Origin of the sequence: Halomonas sp. (assembly GCF_052095695.1) — a bacterium.
Classification (GTDB): Bacteria; Pseudomonadota; Gammaproteobacteria; order Pseudomonadales; family Halomonadaceae; genus Vreelandella.
The window spans coordinates 1-21940 of sequence record NZ_JBQDLQ010000036.1; the positions used below are offsets into that span (position 1 = coordinate 1).

Consider the following 21940-nt stretch of genomic DNA (forward strand, 5'->3'; position numbering starts at 1 on the left):
AGCTGGAACGCCATCGTTAAAGTGAGTGGTGACAGGATCGCCGTCATGGCGGTAATCACTTTATTAGGCAGTCTCGTTTCTGCGTTAGCCTTGCCTTTCGTAACGCTCCCCGATCCTGCCAGTTGGCCACTTCTAGGCTTGGCCATCTTGATTCATACCGCTTATCACTTTTGCTTGCCCATGGCTTATCAGCATGGTGATTTCGGCCAGGTCTATCCCATCGCGCGTGGGTCGGCGCCGTTACTCGTCACCCTGGGCGCGGCCGCATTCGCTGGCGAAATGTTGGGCATGTTGCCGCTGCTTGGTGTGCTGTTCCTCGGCGTTGGTGTGATGTCACTTTCATTCGATACTCGTACCGGTATCACCAGAAACCCTCGCGCCATTGTTCTGGCCCTGGGGACGGGGGCTCTGATTGCCTCCTACACGCTGGTAGGTGGCTTGGGGGCAAGGCAAGCTGACTCGGTACTCGGTTTTGCAGTCTTGTTGACACTTGGCAACGGCTTGCTGACGTTTGCGATTGCCCTGATATGGAAAGCCAAGGAGATAAAAAAAGTGATAGGCAACAACCTAGCACCCGCTATTGCTGGTGGAGGAATGCAGGTCGGGGCGTATTGGATCGTTATCTGGGCCATGGCTTACGCCCCACTTGGTATGGTTTCGGCTTTACGTGAAACCAGCGTGCTGTTCGCTGCGCTGATTTCGACCATCATTCTGAAAGAAGGCTTCGGCGTATGGCGGTTTGTGTCTTCTGGCTTGATCGCTTGCGGCATTGCGTTGACGCGCTATAAGCCTTAGATCACTCTACTTTTTTGAGTGTTCAATTCCCCAAAGCTCCCACACAGCATCTTTCTGGCCTCCAGCCTTCACATAAAACTGCTTGGCTGCGTCGTTATCTTTTAGAATTGTCCACACAGTACGCGAAGCATTAATCTCCAATGCGTGTTTCTCTATCTGATTCAGAAGTGCTCTCCCAGCACCTAGGGCTCGTGCATGCTTAGAAACAAACAACTCTTTAAGCACCAGTACTGGCTTGAGGTCGTAGGTCCATGGAACTTCATAGTGGACAGCGATACCAATAATATCGCCATCCATTTCTGCTACGAACACCCCAAAGTGGGGAAAGGCACTGAGTCCGTTTTCGATAATATCGGACTCTGTTACCCGAAATTGATCGATGTATCGTTCATACACTGCCAGCTCACGCATCAAGCTCAGAACCTCAGTGACATCGCAACGCTCAAAAGGGCGAACTGACACTTTAGGAGCGACGGGTGCGAGACTCATCAGATAACCCCCGGCTCTTTCCCAGATGCGAAGGGAAGGCCTTCATCTTCCCATCCTGTGATGCCACCAATCATTATCTTCACCGGTCTCCCTAGCCGGGCCAGCTTGAGTGCTGCTTGGTCGGCACCGTTACAATGCGGGCCCGCACAGTAGGTGACGAACATTGTGCCTTGCGGCCATTCCAGCATACTTTCGGCTGTAATATTTCGGTGTGGAAAGTGAATGGCACCTGGAATATGGCGTCGCTCGTAATCATGGAGTGCCCCGACGACATGTAATAGTACAAAGTCTTGCTCTGAACTTTTGAGTGCCACTGCCACGTCTGCACAGTCTGTTTCAACAGACAGTCGCCGGTGAAAGTGTTCTATTGCCATTTCCGAAGGTGCGGCTGGGATGTCGGTGACGAAGCTCATGGTTTTCTCCATTGGTTGGGTTAACCAATAGCCTATGAGAGTTGTGATGTGCTTGGTAGATGGCAGCTTTGCCATGTATGCTCAAGAACATGCCAAAATCAGATTCTGCACGTAAGCTTGCCAACCCCCTTGTCGTCGCCATCGCTTACGACGGTCTATGCACATTCGAGCTTGGTGTGGCAGTGGAGGTGTTCGGCTTGCCACGGCCTGAGATGGGGGAAAATTGGTACCAATTTAAAATAGCCGGTATTGACCCTGGCGAGATGCGAGCAGTAGGTGGGATGCGTGTTGTCGTCGATGCTGGAATAGAAATCATTGAGCAGGCTGGCACCATCATTGTACCTGGCTGGCGTGGTGCTACGGAGCCTGTTCCAGCGACTCTAATCAAGGCAATATGCGAGGCACATGCTAATGGTGCTCGTGTGCTATCGATATGCTCGGGAGTCTTTGTCTTGGCCGAAGCGGGGCTGCTCAACGGTCGGCGAGCCACGACCCACTGGCGCTACACAGATACTTTAAGTCAGCGTTACCCTGAAATTACAGTCGAGCCAGATGTTCTTTATATCGATGAAAGCGATGTAATGACGTCGGCTGGTAGTGCGGCTGGTATTGATCTCTGCCTGCATTTGATACGTCGTGATCATGGTATGCAGGCAGCCAATATGGTGGCACGGCGCTTGGTTGTACCTCCGCACCGAGATGGCGGACAAGCCCAGTTTATTGAGCGTGCAGTGCCGCCCCTCTATGAAAGCTCTCGGATTGGGCCACTCCTTGATCTTATCCGGGAGCAGATTGACGGCAATTACACTGTAGCAAGTATGGCTAAAATTACCGGGATGAGTTCGCGAACTTTTCTAAGGCGCTTTGAGGCTGCGACAGGCACAACGCCTGCGAAGTGGCTTCTTATAGAGCGTCTGGAAAAAGCTCGATGTTTGCTTGAAAGCTCCATGATGACTATCGAGCAGGTAGCTAAAGCTTCTGGGTTTGGGTCAACTGCGAATTTGCGGCATCACTTTCGTCAGCAACTATTAACGACCCCGACAGCTTATAGGGAAATGTTTCATAGCGCGTTAGGTCAGTGACTTCAAAGCTAAGGTGGCCTTTAAATTTAGCTGACTGGCAATTTGCAGACTTGGTCTTAAAGCGAGAGCACGTAAAAGATATGAACTTACTCTTCCTAGGTACCTCCGCCGGTGTGCCCACTAAAACAAGAAACGTCTCCGGCGTCGCTTTGCGAGAGAGTAAAGGGAAGGGCTGGTACCTGATTGATTGTGGCGAAGGCACCCAGCATCAGGTCTTGCACACGAAGCTGTCGTTCCATTCATTGAAAGCCATCTTTATCACTCACGTGCACGGCGACCACTGCTATGGGCTGCCGGGCATACTGGCGAGTGCGGGAATGGGTGGCCGGAAAGCGCCGCTTACCATTGTGGCGCCTGCAGGCATCAAGGCATGGTTGGAGGCCACCTGTGAGGTCACGCAGCTATGTTTGCTCTTCTCTTTGGAGTTTATCAACTCGGACGACCTGCCCAGCGTTGAGTTTGAGAACATGTCGGTTGATACATTCAGGCTTTCACATCGGGCGCCGTCCTACGCCTATGGGTTTACGGAGCGAAAGGTCGACGCTGATTTAAACATTGAAAAGCTGACCCAAAAGGGAATTCCGAGAGGGCCGTTGTGGGGGCAGTTGAAGCAAGGGTTTGATATTGAGTTTGAAGGTGAGCAGTTAAAAAGCCGTGACTTCTTAATCTTCAAGAACAAGCCCAGGAAAATAGTGATCACCGGGGACAACGACCAGCCTGATTTGTTAATGGATGCCTGCGAAGGGGCGCATGTACTGGTGCATGAAGCCACCTACACCGAAGAGATGGCCCAGAAGGCCGGTGATGTCGGTCATAGCTACGCCAAGCTTGTCGCCGAATTTGCCGAATCAGCACAACTGCCCAACCTAGTGCTGACGCACTTTAGCCCCCGTTACCAGCTCCACCCCCATGCGTTGCCTTCCATTGAGGACATCCGAATTGAGGCCCAGCGCGTCTATTCGGGTTCGCTTTATTTAGCGCGGGATTTTGGCGAATACACTTTGGATAAAGCGGGTCATTTTGCTGCAGTGCCGGGCGAGTAGATTTTTCTGTACTCGTCATGAGCGATTAGATGCCTCTGAGAGAGAGGATATGTTGAAAAATGCTCGGCCATACTGGAGCAACTTCTTGTCTTTGACACCTGATACGTTGCAGGGTACATTTAATAGATGATCCGAAGCTTCAAACACAAAGGCTTGGCAAAATTCTTTAGATCTGGCAGCACTGCAGGGATTCAGGCCGCGCATGCAAAGAGGCTTCGGCTTATTCTTGGTCGACTCAATGCAGCGTCAGATGCCAACGATATGGACTTGCCAGGTCTTCGCCTGCACGAACTCTCAGGTAAGCGCTCTGGGATCTGGTCAGTCACAGTTAGTGGTAACTGGCGCGTGACGTTCCGGTTCGAGGACGGAGATGCCGAGATAGTGAATTATGAAGATTACCACTGAGGTACTGCCAATGTTGATGCACAATCCTCCCCACCCTGGTGAAGTATTACGCGAGCTTTGCTTGGAGCCCTTAGGCCTGACAGTGACCGCCGCTGCGGAAGCGCTCGGCGTAAGCCGTAAAACGCTCAGTGCCGTGCTGAATGGCAATGCGGGTATTAGCCCTGAAATGGCTGTGCGGCTTTCTATCGCATTTGATACCTCTGCGGAAAGCTGGCTGAACCAGCAGTCTCAATACGAACTCTGGCATGCCGAGCTGCATCGTAAAGAGCTTAAGGTAAAGAGGCTTGTTGCCGCTTAAAGAAGCGGTGGTTTAAGTACACCCTGGATAAAGCGGGCCACTTTTCTGAAGTAGCGGGCGAATAACTGCTTTCATCCCGCCGCTCCTTGAGTGCTTTTCGTGCAGGTCAGTCGCGTAGATCAGTCGCGGCAATACCCTTCGCCTGTTGCGGCTATCAGGCAGTCTTCTTTTTCCAATAGCCATTTCATGCCGGTGTCTTCGCCGTCGCCCGCGCGGAGCAGCTGTTGGCCGTCCTCGCGGCTGAAATTTATGCCTTCAGCTGTGGCTTGGCCTTCGAAGGTGCCGCTTTGTTCGGCGTCTAGGCCGTACTGCATCTCAAGCAGATATTGACCGGGGCCTGCAGACTCGTCCTTGCTGATTTCAAGGAATAACCCTTCTACGCCGATCCAACGGCCAACCCATTGATCGGTAGTCTCATAATGGGGCTGGTTTTGCTCGGTTGCAGTATCTGAGGTAGCGGTGCTTGATGCAGGGGGCTCGTTCTCACTGCTGCACTCGCTGATGAGTATCATTGTGCTTAGGGCTAACGCTGTTTTGATCATGAGTAGTGGTACCTGCTGTGGTTGAATGGCCGTCTTAAATTCAATTTTCTACTCGAAGCTCTGATACGTGATTAGATGGTTGGTCGCCAACGCTAGGCCTCTTGAGCGAGCATGGCCGGCCACCCTTTGATCGCGACCCAAGGCAATAACAGCAACAAAGGTAACGTACTCAAGCAGCTTGAGGGTGCGGTTACTCTTAAACACCGCGGCTTTTTCCATGGCGGCCTACGTATCACTACTGCCGTTACTCACTATATACACGTAACATGCTTTCTTTAGTGTGATCGAATTTTGAGATATGTCGAAGGGATGTACAAAATGCAGAAGGTAAGAATCGACCTAGTATCCGATGTGGCCTGCCCGTGGTGCGCGATTGGCTATCGGCGCTTGGAACAAGCGCTAGAAACCCTTGATGGCGAGATCGACGTTGAGCTCTGCTGGCAGCCCTTTGAACTTAACCGGGATATGCCACCCGAGGGCGAGCCGATCCTAGAGCACTTGTGCCGCAAGTACGGCAAGGACGCTGCCAGCATGGCGCAGTCCCAGCGCGAGATTATGGCGGTGGCTGAGGGGCTTGGGCTGAATTTCCGCGGCGCTCTTGAACGTCGGGCGAACAATACTTTCGCGGCCCACCGCGTGCTGGCGTGGGCCGGAACGCAGGATAAAGAGACGGCGCTGCAGTTGGCCCTGTTCGAGGCCTACTTTGGTGAAGCGAAAAACCCTGCCGACCCAGCGGTGCTTCGTGAGAAGGCCATTGAAGTTGGGCTTGACGGAGACGCTGCTGAGGCCATCGCCCGGTCAGGTCAGTATGCGGATGACGTTCGAGCGGCAGAACAGCGATTTATGGACGCAGGGGTGAGCGCCGTGCCAGCCTTCATACTCGATGGTCGCTACCTGATTTCTGGCGCCCAGCCCGCCGACGTGCTGGTCGATACGCTTCGTCAGGTGGCTGAGGAAAACGCCAACCACTAATGTTCTGTAGGCGTCAAACTGTCTTTCACGTTCTTTGGATAGGCTAGCACCCAGTAGATAACATCGGCGGTCGCTAGAAAGTAGATGACACGGGCTCAGCCTTGTTTGCCTTGAGTGTTATCCACAGCTCATCATCATGTTTAGAATAATCAGAGACGCTGAGTCTACTGATCTCGATTCAACTGTGAAAAATACCCATGACGTCCTCACTTCATCGTTTGTACTCTTTTCGTCGCTGTCCCTATGCCATGCGTGCTCGTCTCGGCTTATTGTTTGCTGAGCTGCAGGTAGAGCTACGGGAAATAATATTGAAAAACAAACCGGCCCAGATGCTGGCGATTAGCCCGAAAGGCACTGTGCCTGTTTTACAGCTTTTTGATGGTGCTGTGATCGAGGAGAGCCGAGAAATAATGATGTGGGCGCTTGAACAACAAGATCCGCAAGGGCTATTAGATGCTGAGGTTTTGACTCAGGCCAATGCTCTGATCGAGCAAAACGATAATGAATTTAAACATTGGCTGGATCGTTATAAATACGCTGACCGTCATCTCGAAATGACTCAGGCAGAGTACCGGCAACGGGGCGAAGCTTTTTTACAGGTGTTAGAAAAGTTGCTGGCTCAGAAGCCTTATCTTCTGGGGGATAGCGCGACCATTGCCGATATTGGCATCATGCCTTTTGTCCGCCAGTTCGCCCATGTGGATCGCGATGTTTTTTACAGCCTACCTTACCCGCACCTGCAGCGGTGGTTACAACACTGGTTGGAGCACGCATTCTTTCTGCAGGCCATGACCAAGTTTCAGCCATGGCAAGAGGAAGATGACGTGGTTGTTTTTCCTTCTTAAAAAAAGTGCCATCTGCTTCAATCAGCTTACCGCCGGGGGCTGAAGCCTGGAAGCGAGATATTCCTCAGGCGGACATTCGCTTTTACGACACGGGGCATTTTGCCTTGGAAACCCATGGGGATGTCATTATCCCGGCTATTCGTGAGTTCCTGGATGATCACTTGAAAGTATAAACGGCTGATAGATGCTTACTTCATCCACGATGCGGCGGTCGCGAAGACCGCCGCTTCATGTTTGGATTGTCGACTAGCGGGAATACGACGGTTTTATTAGCCTCTAGCGCATTTTAAACGGATTCAGCCCGTTGGCTTGTTGCATCATCATGCGTTTGGCCAGAGGGAAACGCTCGGCAATCTGTAGGCTTAAATCACCTAGTTGGCGCAACGGTTTGGCACCGGTAAACAGGTGATGGAAGCTGTCGGTGGCGGCAATCATCGCTTGGTTGGCCACGCGGCGTTGGCACTCAAAGCGCAGAAGGTTGACGTAGTCGCCGGGGTCGCGGCCCTGAACGATGATATCGGCCAGTGTGTCGGCGTCATGAAGGCCGATATTCAATCCCTGGCCTGCCAACGGATGTACCACATGGGCGGCATCGCCAATTAACGCTAAGCGTTTGCCGATATAGCGCTGCGCGTGTTGGCGTTTGATGGGGAAGCTTGCCCGTGCCACGATGCGGGTAATGCCGCCTAGCCGTTTGGGAAAGGCCGTTTCAATCGCCGTTTTTAGCGCATCATCGTCTAACTGTTCGCGGGCTTTGGTGGTTTCGTCTCTGTCGTACCACACCAACGAGGCGTTGTGGCCGGGCAACGGCAGCATGGCCAAGGGGCCGGTGGGGGTAAATACCTGCCAACTGACATCCTGCTGGGGCAGTTCGGTTTCCACGTTAATGATCATTGCCCGCTGATGATAGTCGTAGCTTGTCACGCTAATGCCCGCCAGCGCACGCAGCGCAGAATTCGCACCGTCAGCACCGACAATCAAACCGGCGCTTAAGGTTTTGCCGTTATCTAGCTCCAGCGTGCGGGCATTGCTGGCCGTTCCTGTGTTAATCGGCGCGCAGTGGGTGTAGCAGCTAACGCTAGGCAGCTGTTCCAATCGCTGCCATAGCGCGTACTGCAGCGTTTGGTTTTCGATAAAGATGCCGAAGTCTTCCATGCCGCTATCTTCAGCGGAAAACAGCGAATGGCCGGTGCCGTCCTGATTGGCGACATCAATATAGCGAAAAGGGCAACTGCGCTCTTGCGGCAAAGCGGTACCGCTTGCCTTGATAAATGCCAGCGAGCGCGCATTCAGCGATGAGATACGCAGGTCATAATCGCCGCTGGGCGGGGTGGGCGCAGCGCCTTGCTCCACTAGGCCAACGCTTAGCCCCGTATGGCCTAAGCGGGCCGCTAATGCCGCGCCCACCATGCCGCCACCGACAATAATAATGTCATGATCGTGCTGCATAAGAGTCTCTCCTGGGTGCACAATAACTGTTCAAGGGCGAGTTGCGTGGCCCGCTGTTGCTATACAGTATCGTTGAGTTTGAGCAAGATTGCCTAGAGGTGAACGATTGACGCAGGCCGTAGAAATAGCCAATAGCATTACCCAGGCGGGTGAAGAACTGGCAGTGTTTATCCAGCAGCACCCTAAACTGTGGGTGATTACCGGTGCCGGTGTGAGTACCGACAGCGGCATTCCGGACTATCGCGATGCGGATGGCCAATGGAAGCGGCCGCCGCCGGTGCAGCATGGCGATTTTATGAGTTCTCATCACGTTCGCCAGCGCTACTGGGCGCGGGCGTTGATCGGCTTTAGCGCCATGCGTGAAGCCCAGGTCAGCGGTGCGCACCGGGCGCTGGCCGCGCTGGAGTCTCAGGGTTATATCCAGCAGTTGGTGACCCAAAACGTTGACCGTTTACATCAGCGCGCTGGTTCCCGCCGGGTGATCGACCTGCATGGGCGTGCGGATATGGTGAAGTGCATGATGTGTGACTATCAAATGATGCGCCACGCCATGCATGCCGAAATGGCGCGGATGAATCCTAGCTTTGCAGGTTTGCAGGCGGGCCACGCTCCGGATGGCGATGCCGATTTGGAAACCGACTTCAGCAGCTTTCGCATTTTCGACTGCCCGCGCTGCAACGGCATTCTAAAGCCTGACGTGGTGTTTTATGGCGATGTGGTGCCTGCGCAGCGGCGGTTAGCGGCACAGGAGGCCATGGCGAAGTCCGATGCGGTGCTGGCAGTGGGCACCTCGCTGATGGTGTTTTCCGGCTACCGCTTCTGCCGCGTAGCCCATGAGCTAGGGATGCCGCTGGCGTCGCTCTCGCTCGGCGTCACCCGCGCGGACGCGCTGCTAACCCACCAGTGGCGAGCACCGTTGACGCCGGTGCTTGAGCAGGCTATGAGCTGTTTGCAGCGGCGTTTACTTGACTAAAGTGCTAGGGTATTAGCTAAGCATAGACATTAGATATCGCCATCAATAGCGGAGCCTATCGTGCTGCCATTCGAACATCTCTACTCCACCTTGCCTGAACCCTTATGGGTCGCCACCCAAGCGACACCCGTAGCCAGCCCGGCGCTGATCGCCTTCAATGCTCCGCTTGCCCATGAGCTGGGTGCTCAAGAGATACCTGATCCCGCCACGCTTGCTGAGTGGTTTAGCGGCAACCAGCCTGTGCCCGGTGCTAAGCCGGGCGCGTTAGGCTATGCGGGCCATCAGTTTGGCAACTTTGTGCCGCAGTTGGGCGATGGCCGTGCGCTGCTGCTGGGAGAAGTAGTCGATCAGAATGGCACACGCCGCGATGTACAGCTAAAAGGCAGCGGCCGCACGCCGTTTTCTCGCGGTGGCGATGGCCGTTCACCGCTAGGCCCCGTGCTGCGTGAATATCTGGTCAGCGAGTTTATGGCGGCGGTGGGCGTACCAACCACACGTGCACTGGCAGCGGTAGCTAGCGGCGAGCGAGTGGCGCGGCAAATGGCTGAACCCGGGGCGGTATTTACCCGCGTGGCGAGCAGCCATATTCGCGTGGGCACGTTTCAGTTTGCCGCCACGCGTCGAGATGATGCCGTCATAAAAGCGTTGGCGGACCATGTCATTGCCCGCCACTATCCGGAAGTCGCCAACGCGGAAGATCCGTATCTAGCGCTATTAGAGGCGGTGGTCGCTCGCCAAGCGCTGCTGATTGCGCGCTGGATGAGCGTCGGCTTTATCCACGGCGTGATGAATACCGATAACTGCAGCATTGCCGGTGAAACCATCGACTACGGCCCCTGTGCGTTTATGGAGCAGTTCGACCCGCAAAAAGTGTATAGCTCGATCGACCAAGGCCGCCGCTATGCGTTTGCCAATCAGCCCGCCATTGCTCAGTGGAACTTGGCTCGCTTTGCTGAAACGCTGCTGCCGCTGATGAATGAGCAGGGCGATGCGCTGGTAGAGCAGGCCACTGCCGCACTTCGCCATTTCGATACGCTATTTCAACAAGAGCAACGCCGCTTGCATGCTGACAAGCTGGGCCTTTCACCTGAAAGCGAGCAGGCAGTGCCGCTTATGGAAGGCCTAGAAAGCCATATGCATCAGGGACGCATGGACATGACCGCGACCTTTGATGCGCTTACTCAATACGCTTGCTCGCTGAGTGATGAGAACCGAGAGGCGCTGCTGGCGCTAACGACTCAGCCTAATGAGTTAGCCGCTTGGCTAGCGTCGTGGCAGGCCGAGCAGAACGCCAGCCAAGATAGCCAGCGCCTTGCCGCTATGCGGCGTGCCAATCCGGTCATTATTCCGCGTAACCACCGAGTTCAGGAAGTCATCAGTGCTGCTTACGACGGTGACTTTGCACCGTTCCACACCCTGTTAGCGGTGGTAACGAAGCCGTTTTATGGGTCGGTTGAAGCCCGTCGTTTAGCGGCGCCTGCTACAGAAAACGAGCAGGTTCTCAGGACCTTTTGCGGCACCTGAGTTGGCGTTTCTTGTGATAGACTGTGTTTTTTTACAGTTGGAAGGGTAGCCGGTGCGCAAAATTATTCACTGCGACTGTGACTGCTTTTATGCAGCGGTGGAGATGCGCGATAACCCCGCGCTGCGGGATATTCCGATAGCCATTGGCGGCAGTGTGGAGCAGCGCGGCGTAGTCGCCACCTGTAACTATCCCGCTCGCGAGTTTGGTATTCACTCGGCCATGCCGATGGGGCAAGCGCTCAAGCGCTGCCCGCATCTGACCGTCATTCGCGGCGATATGGCCAAATACAAAGAGGTTGCCCGCCAGGTCTTCGCCATTTATCGCGATGTGACCGAGCTGATTGAGCCGCTGTCTTTGGATGAGGCGTTTTTGGATGTTTCAGATATCACCTTGCATCACGGTAGCGCCACGCTCATGGCAGAAGCGATCCGCGAACGGGTGAGCCGCGAAGTGGGCATTACGGTCTCGGCGGGCGTAGCACCCAACAAATTTCTGGCTAAAATCGCCAGCGATTGGAACAAGCCTAACGGCCTTTGCGTAATTACGCCGGATAAGGTCGACAGCTTTGTGCAGCAACTGCCGGTCAAGAAGATCCACGGCGTTGGCCCACGCACGGCAGAAAAACTAGCCGGGCTTGATATTCACACCTGTACCGATTTACGCACGCGCTCGCTGACCGAACTTGTCGAACACTTTGGCCGCTTTGGCCGGCGCTTGCATGAGCTAAGCTGGGGGCGAGATGAGCGGCCGGTGAAAACGCACCGTGAGCGTAAATCGATCAGTACCGAGCAGACCTACGCCCAGGATTTGCCTTCCCTAGACGCCTGCCGCCGTGAGCTGCCCACGCTGATCGAGGATTTAGAGCGGCGCTATGCGCGCCTTGACCCACCGCTGGCGGTGCGAGGACTGATCATTAAAGTGAAATTTAGCGACTTCACCCAAACCACCGTCGAACACGCTGACCCAGCGCCTAATCTTGACCAGTTTGAAACCCTGCTGAAGGTTGGCTGGGCCCGCGGTGAACGCCCGGTACGCCTGCTGGGTGTGGGGTATCGGCTGGCTGAAAGCAGTCAAGAGCATCAGCTGCCGCTATTTTAATTAGCACGTTAACACTTAGGTGGATTGACGCTTTGTATGGGGCAGGATAAAACAGACGTATGATAGATGGCCTAGCCATTGCTGACTTACTCTTATCGACGAGCCACGCCATGTCTGCTGAGACAACTTCACGCCCGCGTTTAGTGTTTGCCCATGCCAATGGTTTTCCAGGGCTAAGTTATCGCAGCCTACTGGACCCGCTGGCAGAAACGTTTGACCTTTTTCCCGTAGACTGCCTGGGCCACCACCCGGATTACCCCGTCAATCATAACTGGGCTAATTTGGTGGATGAGCTGCTTAGCTACCTGCCGGAAGGTGATACGCCGCTGCTAGGAGTGGGCCATTCATTGGGCGGTACCTTGATGGCCATGGCCGCTGACAAACAGCCTGAGCGCTTTTGCGGTGTGATCATGCTCGACCCGCCGTTGATGCTGGGAACGGATGCGTGGGCCATGAAAGCGGCCAAGCGGTTTGGGTTTGTTGATCGAGTCACGCCTGCTGGTAAAACCCAGGGGCGGCGCTCCGCATGGCCCAGCCGCGAGATAATGGCCAGTTCACTCGGCCGCCGAGGCTTGTTTCGCCGCTTTACCCCGGAAGCGCTCAACGACTACATTGAAGCAGGGACGCGGTTGTTAGACGATGGCAGCGCGGAGCTGACGTTTAACCCGGAGATTGAGGTGGAAATTTTTCGTCACCTGCCCGATCACCTTTCGCGCCTGCCCAAGCGGCTGGGTGTGCCGATAGAATTAGTGGCGGGAACAGAGTCGCACTTGTTAACGGCGTCGCGCATCAAGCGCTTAAAGCGCAAGGGCCTAACGGTCAGCGAGGTTCCGGGTACGCATATGTTCCCGATGGAGCATCCGGATGAAACCCGTGCCGCCATTTTGGCTGCCTGGCAGCGTTTATCCAGCGTCGGGCAAACGTCACATACTATGTAAAGAGCCATGTAAGGAGGCGCTATGTATCTTTCCGTACAGCTTAGCTATTACCCACTGGCCGATGATTTTAAGCCGGTAGTAAAAGAGGTCGTCAAACGCTTGGAAGCGACTGGATTAGAAGTGTACCCGAACCGTATGAGCACTCAGGTATTTGGGGAGTTCGATGCTGTGATGACGGCGTTGGGTGAGGTGATGAGGTGGTCGTTTGAGGCCCACGGTAAAGCGGTATTTACAGCGAATTTTATTGAAGGCGATCGTCGGCCGCGTTAAAAAATAAATGCCGCCCGATTTGGGCGGCATTTGCTTGTACGCTAATAGCGCTTAGGTCAGCGACTCCAAGCAGGACTCAATAATATCCAGTCCTTCGTTGAGGACGTCGTCTTCAATAGTAACCGGCATCAAAAAGCGGATAGTGTTGCCGTACATGCCGCAGGAAAGCAGGATCAAGCCTTCTTCGCGGGCTTTCTTACATAGCGCTGCGGCCAGTTCGGCGTTAGGCGTGTGGTCTGTTTTATTTGATACCAGTTCGAACGCCGCCATTGAACCCATGTTGCGCACGTGGTCGATGCATTCAAACCTGCCTGCCCACTCGGTGAAGCGTTTTGAAAGCTTCTCGCCCAAGGCTTGGCTCTGCTCAAGAATATTTTCTTCTGCAAATACTTCCATCACCGCCAGCGCGGCTGCGCAGGCAGTGGGGCTGCCGGTGTAAGTGCCGCCTAGGGAGTTAGGGCCAGAGGCATCCATCACTTTATCGGTACCCACAATGGCAGAGATCGGCATGCCGTCGGCCATGCTCTTGGCCATGGTCATGATATCTGGCTCAACGCCGCTGTGCTCAATGGCAAACATCTTACCAGTGCGGCCAAAGCCCGACTGCACTTCGTCGATGATCATCAAAATGCCGTGCTCATCGCAGATCTCGCGGATCTTGGTCAGGAAGCTGGTAGAAGCCGGGTAGAAACCGCCTTCACCCAGTACCGGTTCCAACACAATGGCAGCGGTATCTTTGGGGTTGGCGTCGGTTCTCAGCGTCATCTTGAGGCCGCGAATGGCTTCGTCTTCGCTAACACCGTGATACGGCACCGGGTAGGGCGCGCGGAAAACGGTGCCCGGCATGGGGCCGAAATCGCTCTGGTACGGCGCTACTTTGCCGTTCATGGCCATGGTGAAGAAAGTACGCCCGTGGTAGCCGCCGTCAAAGCAGATCACATTGGAGCGGCCGGTGGCCGCGCGGGCGATTTTGACGGCGTTTTCCAGCGCTTCAGCGCCGGAGTTGGCCAGCATGACTTTGGCATGGCCACGCACCGGTACGATCTGGCTGAGCTTTTCAGCAACTTTCACGTAGCCTTCATAAGGCATGACCGTTTGGCAGGTGTGCATCAGTTTATCAAGCTGGGCTTTTACCGCGGCGACCACTTTGGGGTGGCGGTGACCTACGTTGAGTACGCCAATGCCGCCGGCGAAGTCGATAAAACGGTTGCCGTCAGCGTCCCAGATTTCAGAATTTTCAGCGCGGTCGGCAAATGCCGTCGCTGGGCTCGCAGCGCCAGCGGCGACGTATCTATGTTTTAGCTCGTTGAGTTCGGCATTACTGCTCATAGCCCACTTCCTATTGATCAAGGATGATCGTTAAGCATAGTGCGTAATTGAAGTGCTGACCTAATGATTAAATAACACCCGATGCGCGCAATGCCTCGAGCTGCTCAGGTGTAATACCGAGCTCATCCAATACGTTTTCGGTATGTTCACCCAGGTGTGGTGGCGCCGTTGTGGCACTCATTGGCTTGCCGTTGAAGCGAATGGGATTGGCTACCAAATCCACGTGGCCTGCCTGTGTGTGCGGCAGCGTTTGCTTGAGGCCGCGGGCTTTTACGTGTGGATCATCAAACACTCGGTCGAGCGTATTAATCGGCCCACAGGGCACGCCTACCGCTTCAAAGGCCGCCAGCCAGTGATCGGTGCTGCGCTGGGACAGCGCCGCTTCTAACTGCGGCACGAGTATCGCGCGATTGTTTACCCTGGCACCGTTGGTGGCGAAGCGGGGGTCGTTAGCCAAGCTTGGCAGTGACAGCACGGTGCAAAAACGCTTGAACTGCTCGTCGTTGCCCACGGCCATGATCATGTGACCATCCTGAGTGGCAAACGCCTGGTAAGGCACGATATTAGGATGAGCGTTACCCAACCGCTGGGGCACGTTGCCCGAGGTCAGGTAGTTGAGCGCCTGATTGGCGAGCACGCCCACCTGCACATCCATGAGCGCCATATCAATGTGGCATCCAACGCCACTATCACGACGCTGATAAAGCGCCGCAAGCACCGCGTTGGCGGCGTAAAGCCCGGTGAAAATGTCCGTAAACGCTACGCCGCTTTTGACCGGGCCGCCGCCGGGTTCATTGTCTGGTTTACCGGTCACACTCATGATGCCGCCCATGGCTTGGATCATAAAGTCGTAGCCCGCGCGGTGGGCGTAGGGGCTTTCCTGACCAAAACCGGTAATCGAGCAGTAAATCAGCTTAGGATTTAGTGCCTGTAGGCTCGCGTAATCCAGCCTGTAGCGCTTTAAGCCGCCTACTTTAAAGTTTTCTATCAGCACATCCGACTGAGCGACAAGCTGCTGAATCACCGCTTGGCCTTCTGGCTTGGCCATATCAACGGTTACCGAACGCTTGCCACGGTTAGCGCACAGGTAGTACGCCGACTCTTCTGTGCCACTCAGCCAAGGAGGGCCCCAATGGCGGGTGTCGTCGCCACTGCCGGGGCGCTCAACTTTAATCACATCAGCCCCCATGTCCGCGAGCATTTGTCCGCACCACGGTCCGGCCAGCACCCGAGAAATGTCGAGTACTTTAACTCCGGCCAGAGGCTTGGTTGGCTCGCTTAACAGAGGCTTGCTCATAACAGCTGCTTCCTTGGCTGAATACGTTTAAAGGTGATTGTTCAGCGGTTTTTAAAAGAACGACTGAATGCCCGTCTGCGCACGGCCTAGAATCAAGGCGTGCACGTCGTGAGTACCTTCGTACGTATTCACCGACTCTAAGTTGACCATATGGCGAATGACGCCGTACTCGTCGGAAACACCGTTGCCGCCATGCATATCACGGGACTGGCGAGCGATATCCAGCGCTTTGCCGCAGTTGTTACGCTTGATCAGCGAGACCATTTCTGGTGCCCAGTTGCCGCTATCCATTAGTCGGCCAACCTGCAGTGCTGCCTGTAGACCCAGGGTGATTTCGGTCTGCATATCGGCCAGTTTTTTCTGGACAAGCTGATTGGCAGCCAGCGGGCGGCCAAACTGCTTGCGGTCTAAGGTGTATTGACGGGCGGCGTGCCAGCAGAACTCTGCGGTGCCCATGACGCCCCAAGCGATGCCGTAGCGCGCTTTGTTCAAACAGCCAAACGGGCCTTTCAGACCGCTGACGTTGGGCAACAGGTTCTCTTCGGGTACAAAGGCATTATCCAACACGATTTCGCCGGTAATCGATGCACGTAGCGAGACCTTGCCTTCGATTTTGGGCGTGGTGAAACCGTCCACGCCGCGCTCGACAATAAAGCCTTTAATCTGGTTGTCGTGAGCCGCTGACTTGGCCCATACCACCGCGATGTCGGCAATAGGGCTGTTGGTGATCCACATTTTGGCGCCGGTCAGGCGGTAGCCGCCGTCGACTTTCTCTGCGCGGGTAATCATGCCGCCCGGGTCTGAACCGTGGTCGGGTTCGGTCAAGCCAAAGCAGCCAATCATCTCGCCGCTGGCAAGCTTGGGCAGGAATTTTTGCTTCTGCTCTTCTGAGCCGTAAGTCTCGATGGGGTACATCACCAGCGAGGACTGCACGCTCATGGCGGAGCGATAGCCAGAATCAACGCGCTCAACTTCACGAGCGATCAAACCGTAGGCAACGTGATTGACGCCTGCGCCGCCGTACTCGGGGGAAACGGTGGCACCCAGCAAACCAAGCTCGCCCATCTCGGTCATGATCTCGCGGTCAAAGCGCTCTTCACGGAAGGCCGTTAGCACGCGGGGCTGAAGATTTTCTTGGCAGTAATCATAGGCTGCATCACGAATCTGGCGCTCTTCGTCCGTCAGCTGTTGTTCCAGTAGCAGCGGGTCGTCCCAGTTAAAATGCGTCATGGCGTAAATTCCTCGATTCGTTATGCAGGCGCTATAAATCGCCCACAGCAATGGATTGGCTGCAAAGTAGCATAAGGCCAATGTATCGCCGTTAATTTAAAATATCTACATTTTTTTAAAACGCAGAATTTATGCTGGGAATGACACGCTTAAATCGACATGTTTATTCGATGCCGCGCGCTTTGAAAACGCGGGTAATAATCGGAACCGGTGTCATCAGGTGGTCGCGCATGAGGGTATCGGCCTGAGCGGTGTCGCGGGCTAAAATGACATCCACCAGCGCTGAGTGCTCTTGGCGCTTAAGTTCTAGCGCCTGGGGCGACATCACGGTTTCTTGCAGCCATAGGTGGCGGTAGCGCTCTACCTGATCAAACAGCGTATTGCGCATTTGCAGCAGGTGAGGGGAGTTGCAGCCGCTGGCAATCGCGGTGTGAAAGGCTTTATGGCGTTGATCCCAGATTTCGAGCAGGTCATCGGGTGTGTTGATGTCGGTGACTTTCGCTAATAGGTGAGCGGTAGCCAGCACCGTGGCTTCCCAATCGTCGTTGCCGCGCTCTATGGCCAGGCGCAAAATCAGTCCTTCAATCTGGGCACGGGCATCGTAAATATCGTTGAGCTCGGCCAGCGACATCGGAGCCACGCGATAGCCGCGTTGGCTAATCGCCACGACTAAGCGGTCTGCCACCAGCTGGGAAAGCGCTTCGCGCAGCGGCCCGGTGCTCGCGCCGTACTGCTCTTTAAGGTGTGTCATTAACAGCTTTTGTCCCGGCGCATAGCAGCCGCGAATAATGTCATGCTTAAGCTGTCGATAAGCGCTAATGGCTAAATTTTGGCGGGGACCGCTTGGCTCGCTAATATTTTTTTCCTTAAGGGCTGGCGTTTGAGAATCGTATTCTTGAAGGTTGGACGCTGGCAAATCCGACGCCTTAACATCGGGCTCCATATCAGTGTGGCTCCTGAATAAGTAGCAGTACATTGTGAAAGATTGTCGGCTATTATCAATAAATATTAACTATTTGGCAGCGGTTAAGAGATTGCTAACGTATTTTAGCATTGTTGTCGGCGTGTTATTTCTGATGACCATGCTGACATTGCGCGCGGGCATGGGCGTTGTGATGCCGTTAAACGTTAATAATGGCCAATTAGCATCTAACGCGTAAGCCGTGCTAACTTCTCCTCCACCGCGTCTGCTTGGCCGTTAGATTTCCCGGCAGGCGCTGGGGCTCCAAAACCTCCTTTATCGTCAACCATACCTATAAGTCCAAGCAGGACGGAGGACATGCTCATGCGAACTCTACGCTCTCTATATTCCACGGTAGCCGCTGCATCGTTGCTCGCGGTCGCGCTTCCCGCTAGCGCTCAGCAACTTTCAATTGCGACCGGCGGCACCGGCGGCGTGTATTACCCTATCGGCGGTGGTTTCGCTGAAATGATCAATAACCATATCGAAGGCGCTCAGGCGACGGCAGAAGTTACTGGCGCGTCGGTTGAGAATATGGGGCTGATCATGCGCGGCGACGCGGATTTAGCGCTGGCGCTGGCCGATACGGTCCATCAGGCGTACACCGGTACCGGAGACTTTGACGGGCGTCAGGTCGAAAATACCCGTGCGCTGGCCTCTGTGTACCCCAATGCCGTGCAGCTGGTCACGCTAGCAGAGTCGGATATTAAATCGATTGCAGATTTGGCCGGTAAGCGCGTTTCTGTAGGCGCGCCGGGTAGCGGCACTGAGCTTAATGCGCGTGCGTTACTTGAGGCCAATGGCGTTGACTACGAAGACTTTACGCCTCAGCGTCTTAACTTCAATGAAACCGCCGATGCGATTCGCGATGGCGATATTGACGCTGGTTTCTGGAGCGTAGGGCCGCCCACCAGTTCAATTCTTAACCTAGCCGCCACGCGTGATATTCGTCTTATTGGTTTCTCTGATGAAGAGATCGCTAACGCGCAGGAAGAAGAAGCGGTGTTTGCACCCTATGAGCTAGCCGCCGGTATGTATGACGGCATGGATGAGGCGGTTCAGACGATCGGTATTCCTAACGTATTGGTGGTTAACGCCGATATGGACGAAGAGTTGGCGTATCAGCTTACCCAGTTGCTGTTTGAAAACACCGACGAACTGATTGCTGTTCACCCTGCGGCTAATGACACCACCGTTCAGTTCACTATGGACTCTACGCCGGTGCCGTTACACCCAGGTGCGCTGCGTTATTTTGAAGAAGTTGGCGCTGACATCCCGGATCGCCTGCGTCCGTAACGGATAAAGGACACCACCATGCAGTGGCAACATCGACTGGTGGCGCTACTGATTGCATGTTTACCACTCACCGAAGTGGGGGCTTCCCCCGCTTCGGCGACGCCGTTTATGCGATTAGCAGTGACAACCGAGCACGGCGACGTCTTGGTGGATGAAACGGTCCCTCTTGGCGGCCGCTGGTGTATTAAGTGGCAGCACTCCGTTGAGCACTTCACCGTACTTGACTGCTATCGCAATGCGGCAGGCGTGATGCAGTTAGAACGTAGCCATCAACCTGACTTCGCTGCAGGGCTTGGGCATATCTTTGGCCGTGGAGAACAGGTCTCAGATGGTGAAGGCGGCTACTGGATTAATGCGATTGACGAGCCTGTCGCCAATAATCGCTATCTATTAAGAGTCGGCTCGCCTGCCGTCAATCATCGAGTAGTGTGGCCAGACGGTGAGCATCCTCAGGTAAGCTTGAGCGCCCTCGCCGCTGGGCAGCGCGTGACCATTCAGCTAGCCGCTCCTTACGCTTCCCCGCGTGAATAAAAAACGACATTAGTTAACGCTTCCGAGGCCTTCATGAACGAATCCAATCAGCCGTCGACGGTAATACCGGGTGGTAATGTGATTCAACCCCGCATGGTGCTGTGGTTGATCACCATTGTGGCGGTGGGACTTTCCCTTTTTCAGCTGTATTCCGCGGGTATCCAGCCGTTAGGGCTGTTTTATCAGCGCAGTATTCACCTGGCATTGATCATGATGCTGGCGTTTTTAATGTTCCCGGCCTTTGGTCCCACCAGTAAGCGTGGCGTCGTTGGATGGGGGATTGATCTCGTGTTCTTAGCCGGGGCGATCGTCACCGGCGGCTATTTAGTGTTCAACCTGGATGAGATTTTCAGTCGAGCAGGCTTTTGGAGCAGTGCCGATATTCTGGTCGCCTGTATTGCGACCGTGACGGTGCTAGAAGCGAGCCGCCGCGCGGTGGGTTTGGGTATGACCGTGATCGGTTTGATTGCCATTGTGTATGCCTTTGCCGGGCCGCGGGGCGAGCTGCCGTGGCTGGGCGAGTGGATGCCGGGCATTCTGGAGCATCGCGGCTATAGCATTGACCGCGTTGCTGGCCAGCTTTACCTGGGGCAAGAGGGTATTTTCGGCCTGCCGCTCGGCGTGGCGGCAACCTATATCTTTATTTTTGTACTGTTTGGTGCTTTTTTGGAATGCACCGGTGCGGGTAAGTTCTTTATCGACATGGCGTATGCCGCCACCGGTCGCCAGCGCGGTGGGCCGGCCAAGGCTGCGGTGCTAGCCTCCGCGGGTATGGGGTCTATTTCCGGCAGCGCGATTGCCAACGTTGTTACCACCGGTGCGTTTACTATTCCGCTGATGAAAAAGCTGGGCTACAAAGCCAAGCAGGCGGGGGGTATTGAAGCCGCGGCTTCAACCGGTGGGCAGATTATGCCGCCGTTGATGGGGGCGGGTGCTTTCTTGATTGCGGAATACACCAATACGCCGTACTTAGATATTGTGAAAGTCAGTATTTTGCCGGCGATTATGTATTTCTCGACGGTCTATCTGTTTGTCCACATTATTGCCCTTAAGCAAGGTATGCAGGGGTTGCCGAAAGCAGAGCTGCCGCAGGTGCGCCAGGTTCTGAAAGATGGCTGGCACTTCCTGCTGCCGCTAGCCGTGCTGGTCTGGCTGCTGGCGCTGAGTATGTCGCCTATGCGCGTCGGCTACTATGCGGTTGTCACCATGGTAGCCGTAGCGGTACTGCGTTATGCACTGTGGTTTTTCTTTGTGGCGCCGAGCCAGGGCCAGCCGGTAACATCGACGTCGATTAAAAATGTTATCCGCGCGGGATTTGCCAAACTTATTGAAGGTTTAGAACTTGGTGCGCGCAATGCGGTGTCCGTTTCAATGGCCTGCGCGGTTGCCGGTATTATCGTTGGTATTGTGGGCTTAACCGGTTTAGGTCTGAAGTTCTCGTCGATGATGCTGGCCTTTTCTGGCGGCAACATTCTGCTCGCGCTGCTGATGGTGCTATTGGCAAGCTTAGTACTAGGCATGGGCCTGCCGGTAACGGCGAGCTATATCGTGCTAATTGTGCTAGTTGGCCCGGCGCTTACCCAAGAGTTTGGTATTCCGCTATTGGTTGCTCACCTGGTGGTGTTCTGGTACTCCCAGGACTCTAACGTGACGCCACCCATCGCCTTGGCAGGTTTTGCCGGGGCGGCGATAGCCGGCAGTAAACCGATGGAAACGAGCTTCCAGGCGTGGAAGTTTGCCAAAGGGCTGTACCTGATTCCGCTGTTTATGGTGTTCAATCCTGAAATCATCATGGGTGGGCCTGTGCCCGTTGTCATCTGGAACGGCATTATCGCCATCCTGGCATTAGGTGCTTTTGCAGCGGCCTTGGAAGGATATTTGTTTACACGGATGTCGTGGCTACCTCGCCTGGCGATTACGGCGGCGATTATTGGGGTGTTCTATCCTAACCTGATGACCGAGATTGCCGGTGTCGTGGTGATGACCGTGGTAATTGGCGCTAACTGGCTGGCCAGTAAGCGCCAGCCGCAAGCCCCGTCGTTAACGGATAACGGATAACGGTTAGTGGCAATAGCCGCAAAGATGCTGAGTAAGTAATAAAAAAAGGCCCGGAGATATTCTCTCCGGGCCTTTTCGCTATTGCGCCGTGGCGCAGGGAT

The 21940-nt window shown here is 54.8% G+C and carries 24 protein-coding genes; 16 read left to right on the forward strand and 8 right to left on the reverse strand.

The window, feature by feature from the left end; translation table 11 throughout:
• A partial coding sequence (locus ACTH5D_RS09090) for an EamA family transporter (RefSeq protein WP_441670416.1) occupies positions 1–795 on the forward strand: 795 nt, incomplete at its 5' end.
• A gap of 6 nt (positions 796–801) precedes the next feature.
• Here ACTH5D_RS09090 and ACTH5D_RS09095 read toward each other — a convergent pair.
• Complete coding sequence (locus ACTH5D_RS09095; protein ID WP_441670418.1) at positions 802–1284, reverse strand: GNAT family N-acetyltransferase; 483 nt, start codon at positions 1282–1284, stop codon at positions 802–804.
• On the reverse strand, positions 1284–1697 hold the full coding sequence (locus tag ACTH5D_RS09100; protein ID WP_441670420.1) for a rhodanese-like domain-containing protein: 414 nt from the start codon (positions 1695–1697) through the stop codon (positions 1284–1286). Before ACTH5D_RS09100 ends, ACTH5D_RS09095 begins: the two co-directional genes overlap by 1 nt.
• Positions 1698–1756: 59 nt before the next feature.
• Between ACTH5D_RS09100 and ftrA the strand changes: the two genes are divergently transcribed.
• From ftrA to ACTH5D_RS09120, 4 genes are all read left to right on the forward strand, one after another.
• A complete protein-coding gene (gene ftrA / locus ACTH5D_RS09105; protein WP_441670422.1) occupies positions 1757–2779 on the forward strand; it encodes a transcriptional regulator FtrA in 1023 nt (340 codons plus the stop codon).
• Positions 2780–2859: 80 nt separating this feature from the next.
• Positions 2860–3822: a ribonuclease Z gene (locus tag ACTH5D_RS09110; protein ID WP_441670424.1), complete on the forward strand. Its 963-nt coding sequence runs from the start codon at positions 2860–2862 to the stop codon at positions 3820–3822.
• Positions 3823–3948: 126 nt separating this feature from the next.
• Entirely contained in the window at positions 3949–4227 is a 279-nt protein-coding gene (locus ACTH5D_RS09115; protein ID WP_441670426.1) for a type II toxin-antitoxin system RelE/ParE family toxin, read from the forward strand.
• A gap of 10 nt (positions 4228–4237) precedes the next feature.
• Positions 4238–4525, forward strand: coding sequence for a HigA family addiction module antitoxin (locus tag ACTH5D_RS09120; protein WP_441670480.1), 288 nt, complete (start codon positions 4238–4240; stop codon positions 4523–4525).
• 119 nt (positions 4526–4644) lie between these two features.
• Here the strand turns inward: ACTH5D_RS09120 and ACTH5D_RS09125 are convergent, their stop codons facing one another.
• Positions 4645–5067 carry a hypothetical protein gene (locus tag ACTH5D_RS09125; protein ID WP_441670428.1) on the reverse strand — a complete coding sequence of 141 codons (423 nt, stop codon included), beginning with the start codon at positions 5065–5067 and terminating at the stop codon, positions 4645–4647.
• A 318-nt stretch (positions 5068–5385) separates the two neighbouring features.
• Here ACTH5D_RS09125 and ACTH5D_RS09130 point away from each other — a divergent pair, with 318 nt between their 5' ends.
• The 3 genes from ACTH5D_RS09130 (at position 5386) to ACTH5D_RS09140 (ending at position 7057) form a co-directional block, all read left to right on the forward strand.
• Positions 5386–6039: a DsbA family oxidoreductase gene (locus ACTH5D_RS09130; RefSeq protein ID WP_441670430.1), complete on the forward strand. Its 654-nt coding sequence runs from the start codon at positions 5386–5388 to the stop codon at positions 6037–6039.
• A gap of 197 nt (positions 6040–6236) precedes the next feature.
• On the forward strand, positions 6237–6884 hold the full coding sequence (locus tag ACTH5D_RS09135; RefSeq protein ID WP_441670432.1) for a glutathione S-transferase: 648 nt from the start codon (positions 6237–6239) through the stop codon (positions 6882–6884).
• A 5-nt stretch (positions 6885–6889) separates the two neighbouring features.
• Positions 6890–7057: an alpha/beta fold hydrolase gene (locus ACTH5D_RS09140; protein WP_441670434.1), complete on the forward strand. Its 168-nt coding sequence runs from the start codon at positions 6890–6892 to the stop codon at positions 7055–7057.
• Positions 7058–7160: 103 nt separating this feature from the next.
• Here the strand turns inward: ACTH5D_RS09140 and ACTH5D_RS09145 are convergent, their stop codons facing one another.
• On the reverse strand, positions 7161–8333 hold the full coding sequence (locus ACTH5D_RS09145) for a UbiH/UbiF/VisC/COQ6 family ubiquinone biosynthesis hydroxylase (protein WP_441670436.1): 1173 nt from the start codon (positions 8331–8333) through the stop codon (positions 7161–7163).
• 106 nt (positions 8334–8439) lie between these two features.
• Here ACTH5D_RS09145 and ACTH5D_RS09150 point away from each other — a divergent pair, with 106 nt between their 5' ends.
• From ACTH5D_RS09150 to ACTH5D_RS09170, 5 genes are all read left to right on the forward strand, one after another.
• Positions 8440–9306 (forward strand): NAD-dependent protein deacetylase, encoded by an 867-nt coding sequence (locus tag ACTH5D_RS09150; protein WP_441670438.1) that lies wholly within the window; start codon positions 8440–8442, stop codon positions 9304–9306.
• Positions 9307–9366: 60 nt separating this feature from the next.
• Positions 9367–10830, forward strand: a complete 1464-nt coding sequence (locus tag ACTH5D_RS09155) for a protein adenylyltransferase SelO (RefSeq protein WP_441670440.1) — start codon at positions 9367–9369, stop codon at positions 10828–10830.
• 52 nt (positions 10831–10882) lie between these two features.
• Positions 10883–11929, forward strand: a complete 1047-nt coding sequence (dinB, locus tag ACTH5D_RS09160; protein ID WP_441670442.1) for a DNA polymerase IV — start codon at positions 10883–10885, stop codon at positions 11927–11929.
• 110 nt (positions 11930–12039) lie between these two features.
• Positions 12040–12867 (forward strand): alpha/beta fold hydrolase, encoded by an 828-nt coding sequence (locus ACTH5D_RS09165; protein ID WP_441670444.1) that lies wholly within the window; start codon positions 12040–12042, stop codon positions 12865–12867.
• A gap of 21 nt (positions 12868–12888) precedes the next feature.
• A complete protein-coding gene (locus ACTH5D_RS09170) occupies positions 12889–13137 on the forward strand; it encodes a YkoF family thiamine/hydroxymethylpyrimidine-binding protein (protein WP_441670446.1) in 249 nt (82 codons plus the stop codon).
• 51 nt (positions 13138–13188) lie between these two features.
• Here ACTH5D_RS09170 and gabT read toward each other — a convergent pair whose 3' ends face one another.
• From gabT to csiR, 4 genes are all read right to left on the reverse strand, one after another.
• Complete coding sequence (gene gabT, locus ACTH5D_RS09175; protein ID WP_441670448.1) at positions 13189–14466, reverse strand: 4-aminobutyrate--2-oxoglutarate transaminase; 1278 nt, start codon at positions 14464–14466, stop codon at positions 13189–13191.
• Between the two features lie 67 nt (positions 14467–14533).
• Positions 14534–15763, reverse strand: coding sequence for a CaiB/BaiF CoA transferase family protein (locus ACTH5D_RS09180; RefSeq protein ID WP_441670450.1), 1230 nt, complete (start codon positions 15761–15763; stop codon positions 14534–14536).
• Between the two features lie 51 nt (positions 15764–15814).
• Complete coding sequence (locus ACTH5D_RS09185) at positions 15815–16993, reverse strand: acyl-CoA dehydrogenase (RefSeq protein WP_441670452.1); 1179 nt, start codon at positions 16991–16993, stop codon at positions 15815–15817.
• Between the two features lie 163 nt (positions 16994–17156).
• Positions 17157–17936 (reverse strand): DNA-binding transcriptional regulator CsiR, encoded by a 780-nt coding sequence (csiR, locus tag ACTH5D_RS09190; RefSeq protein WP_441670454.1) that lies wholly within the window; start codon positions 17934–17936, stop codon positions 17157–17159.
• A 342-nt stretch (positions 17937–18278) separates the two neighbouring features.
• Between csiR and ACTH5D_RS09195 the strand changes: the two genes are divergently transcribed.
• Genes ACTH5D_RS09195 through ACTH5D_RS09205 form a run of 3 tightly spaced genes read left to right on the forward strand, consistent with a single transcriptional unit; the run spans position 18279 to position 21839 of the window.
• Positions 18279–19250 carry a TAXI family TRAP transporter solute-binding subunit gene (locus ACTH5D_RS09195; protein WP_441670456.1) on the forward strand — a complete coding sequence of 324 codons (972 nt, stop codon included), beginning with the start codon at positions 18279–18281 and terminating at the stop codon, positions 19248–19250.
• Between the two features lie 18 nt (positions 19251–19268).
• Complete coding sequence (locus ACTH5D_RS09200; RefSeq protein WP_441670458.1) at positions 19269–19781, forward strand: DUF1850 domain-containing protein; 513 nt, start codon at positions 19269–19271, stop codon at positions 19779–19781.
• Positions 19782–19814: 33 nt separating this feature from the next.
• Positions 19815–21839: a TRAP transporter permease gene (locus ACTH5D_RS09205; protein WP_441670460.1), complete on the forward strand. Its 2025-nt coding sequence runs from the start codon at positions 19815–19817 to the stop codon at positions 21837–21839.
• Positions 21840–21940 lie beyond the last annotated feature (101 nt).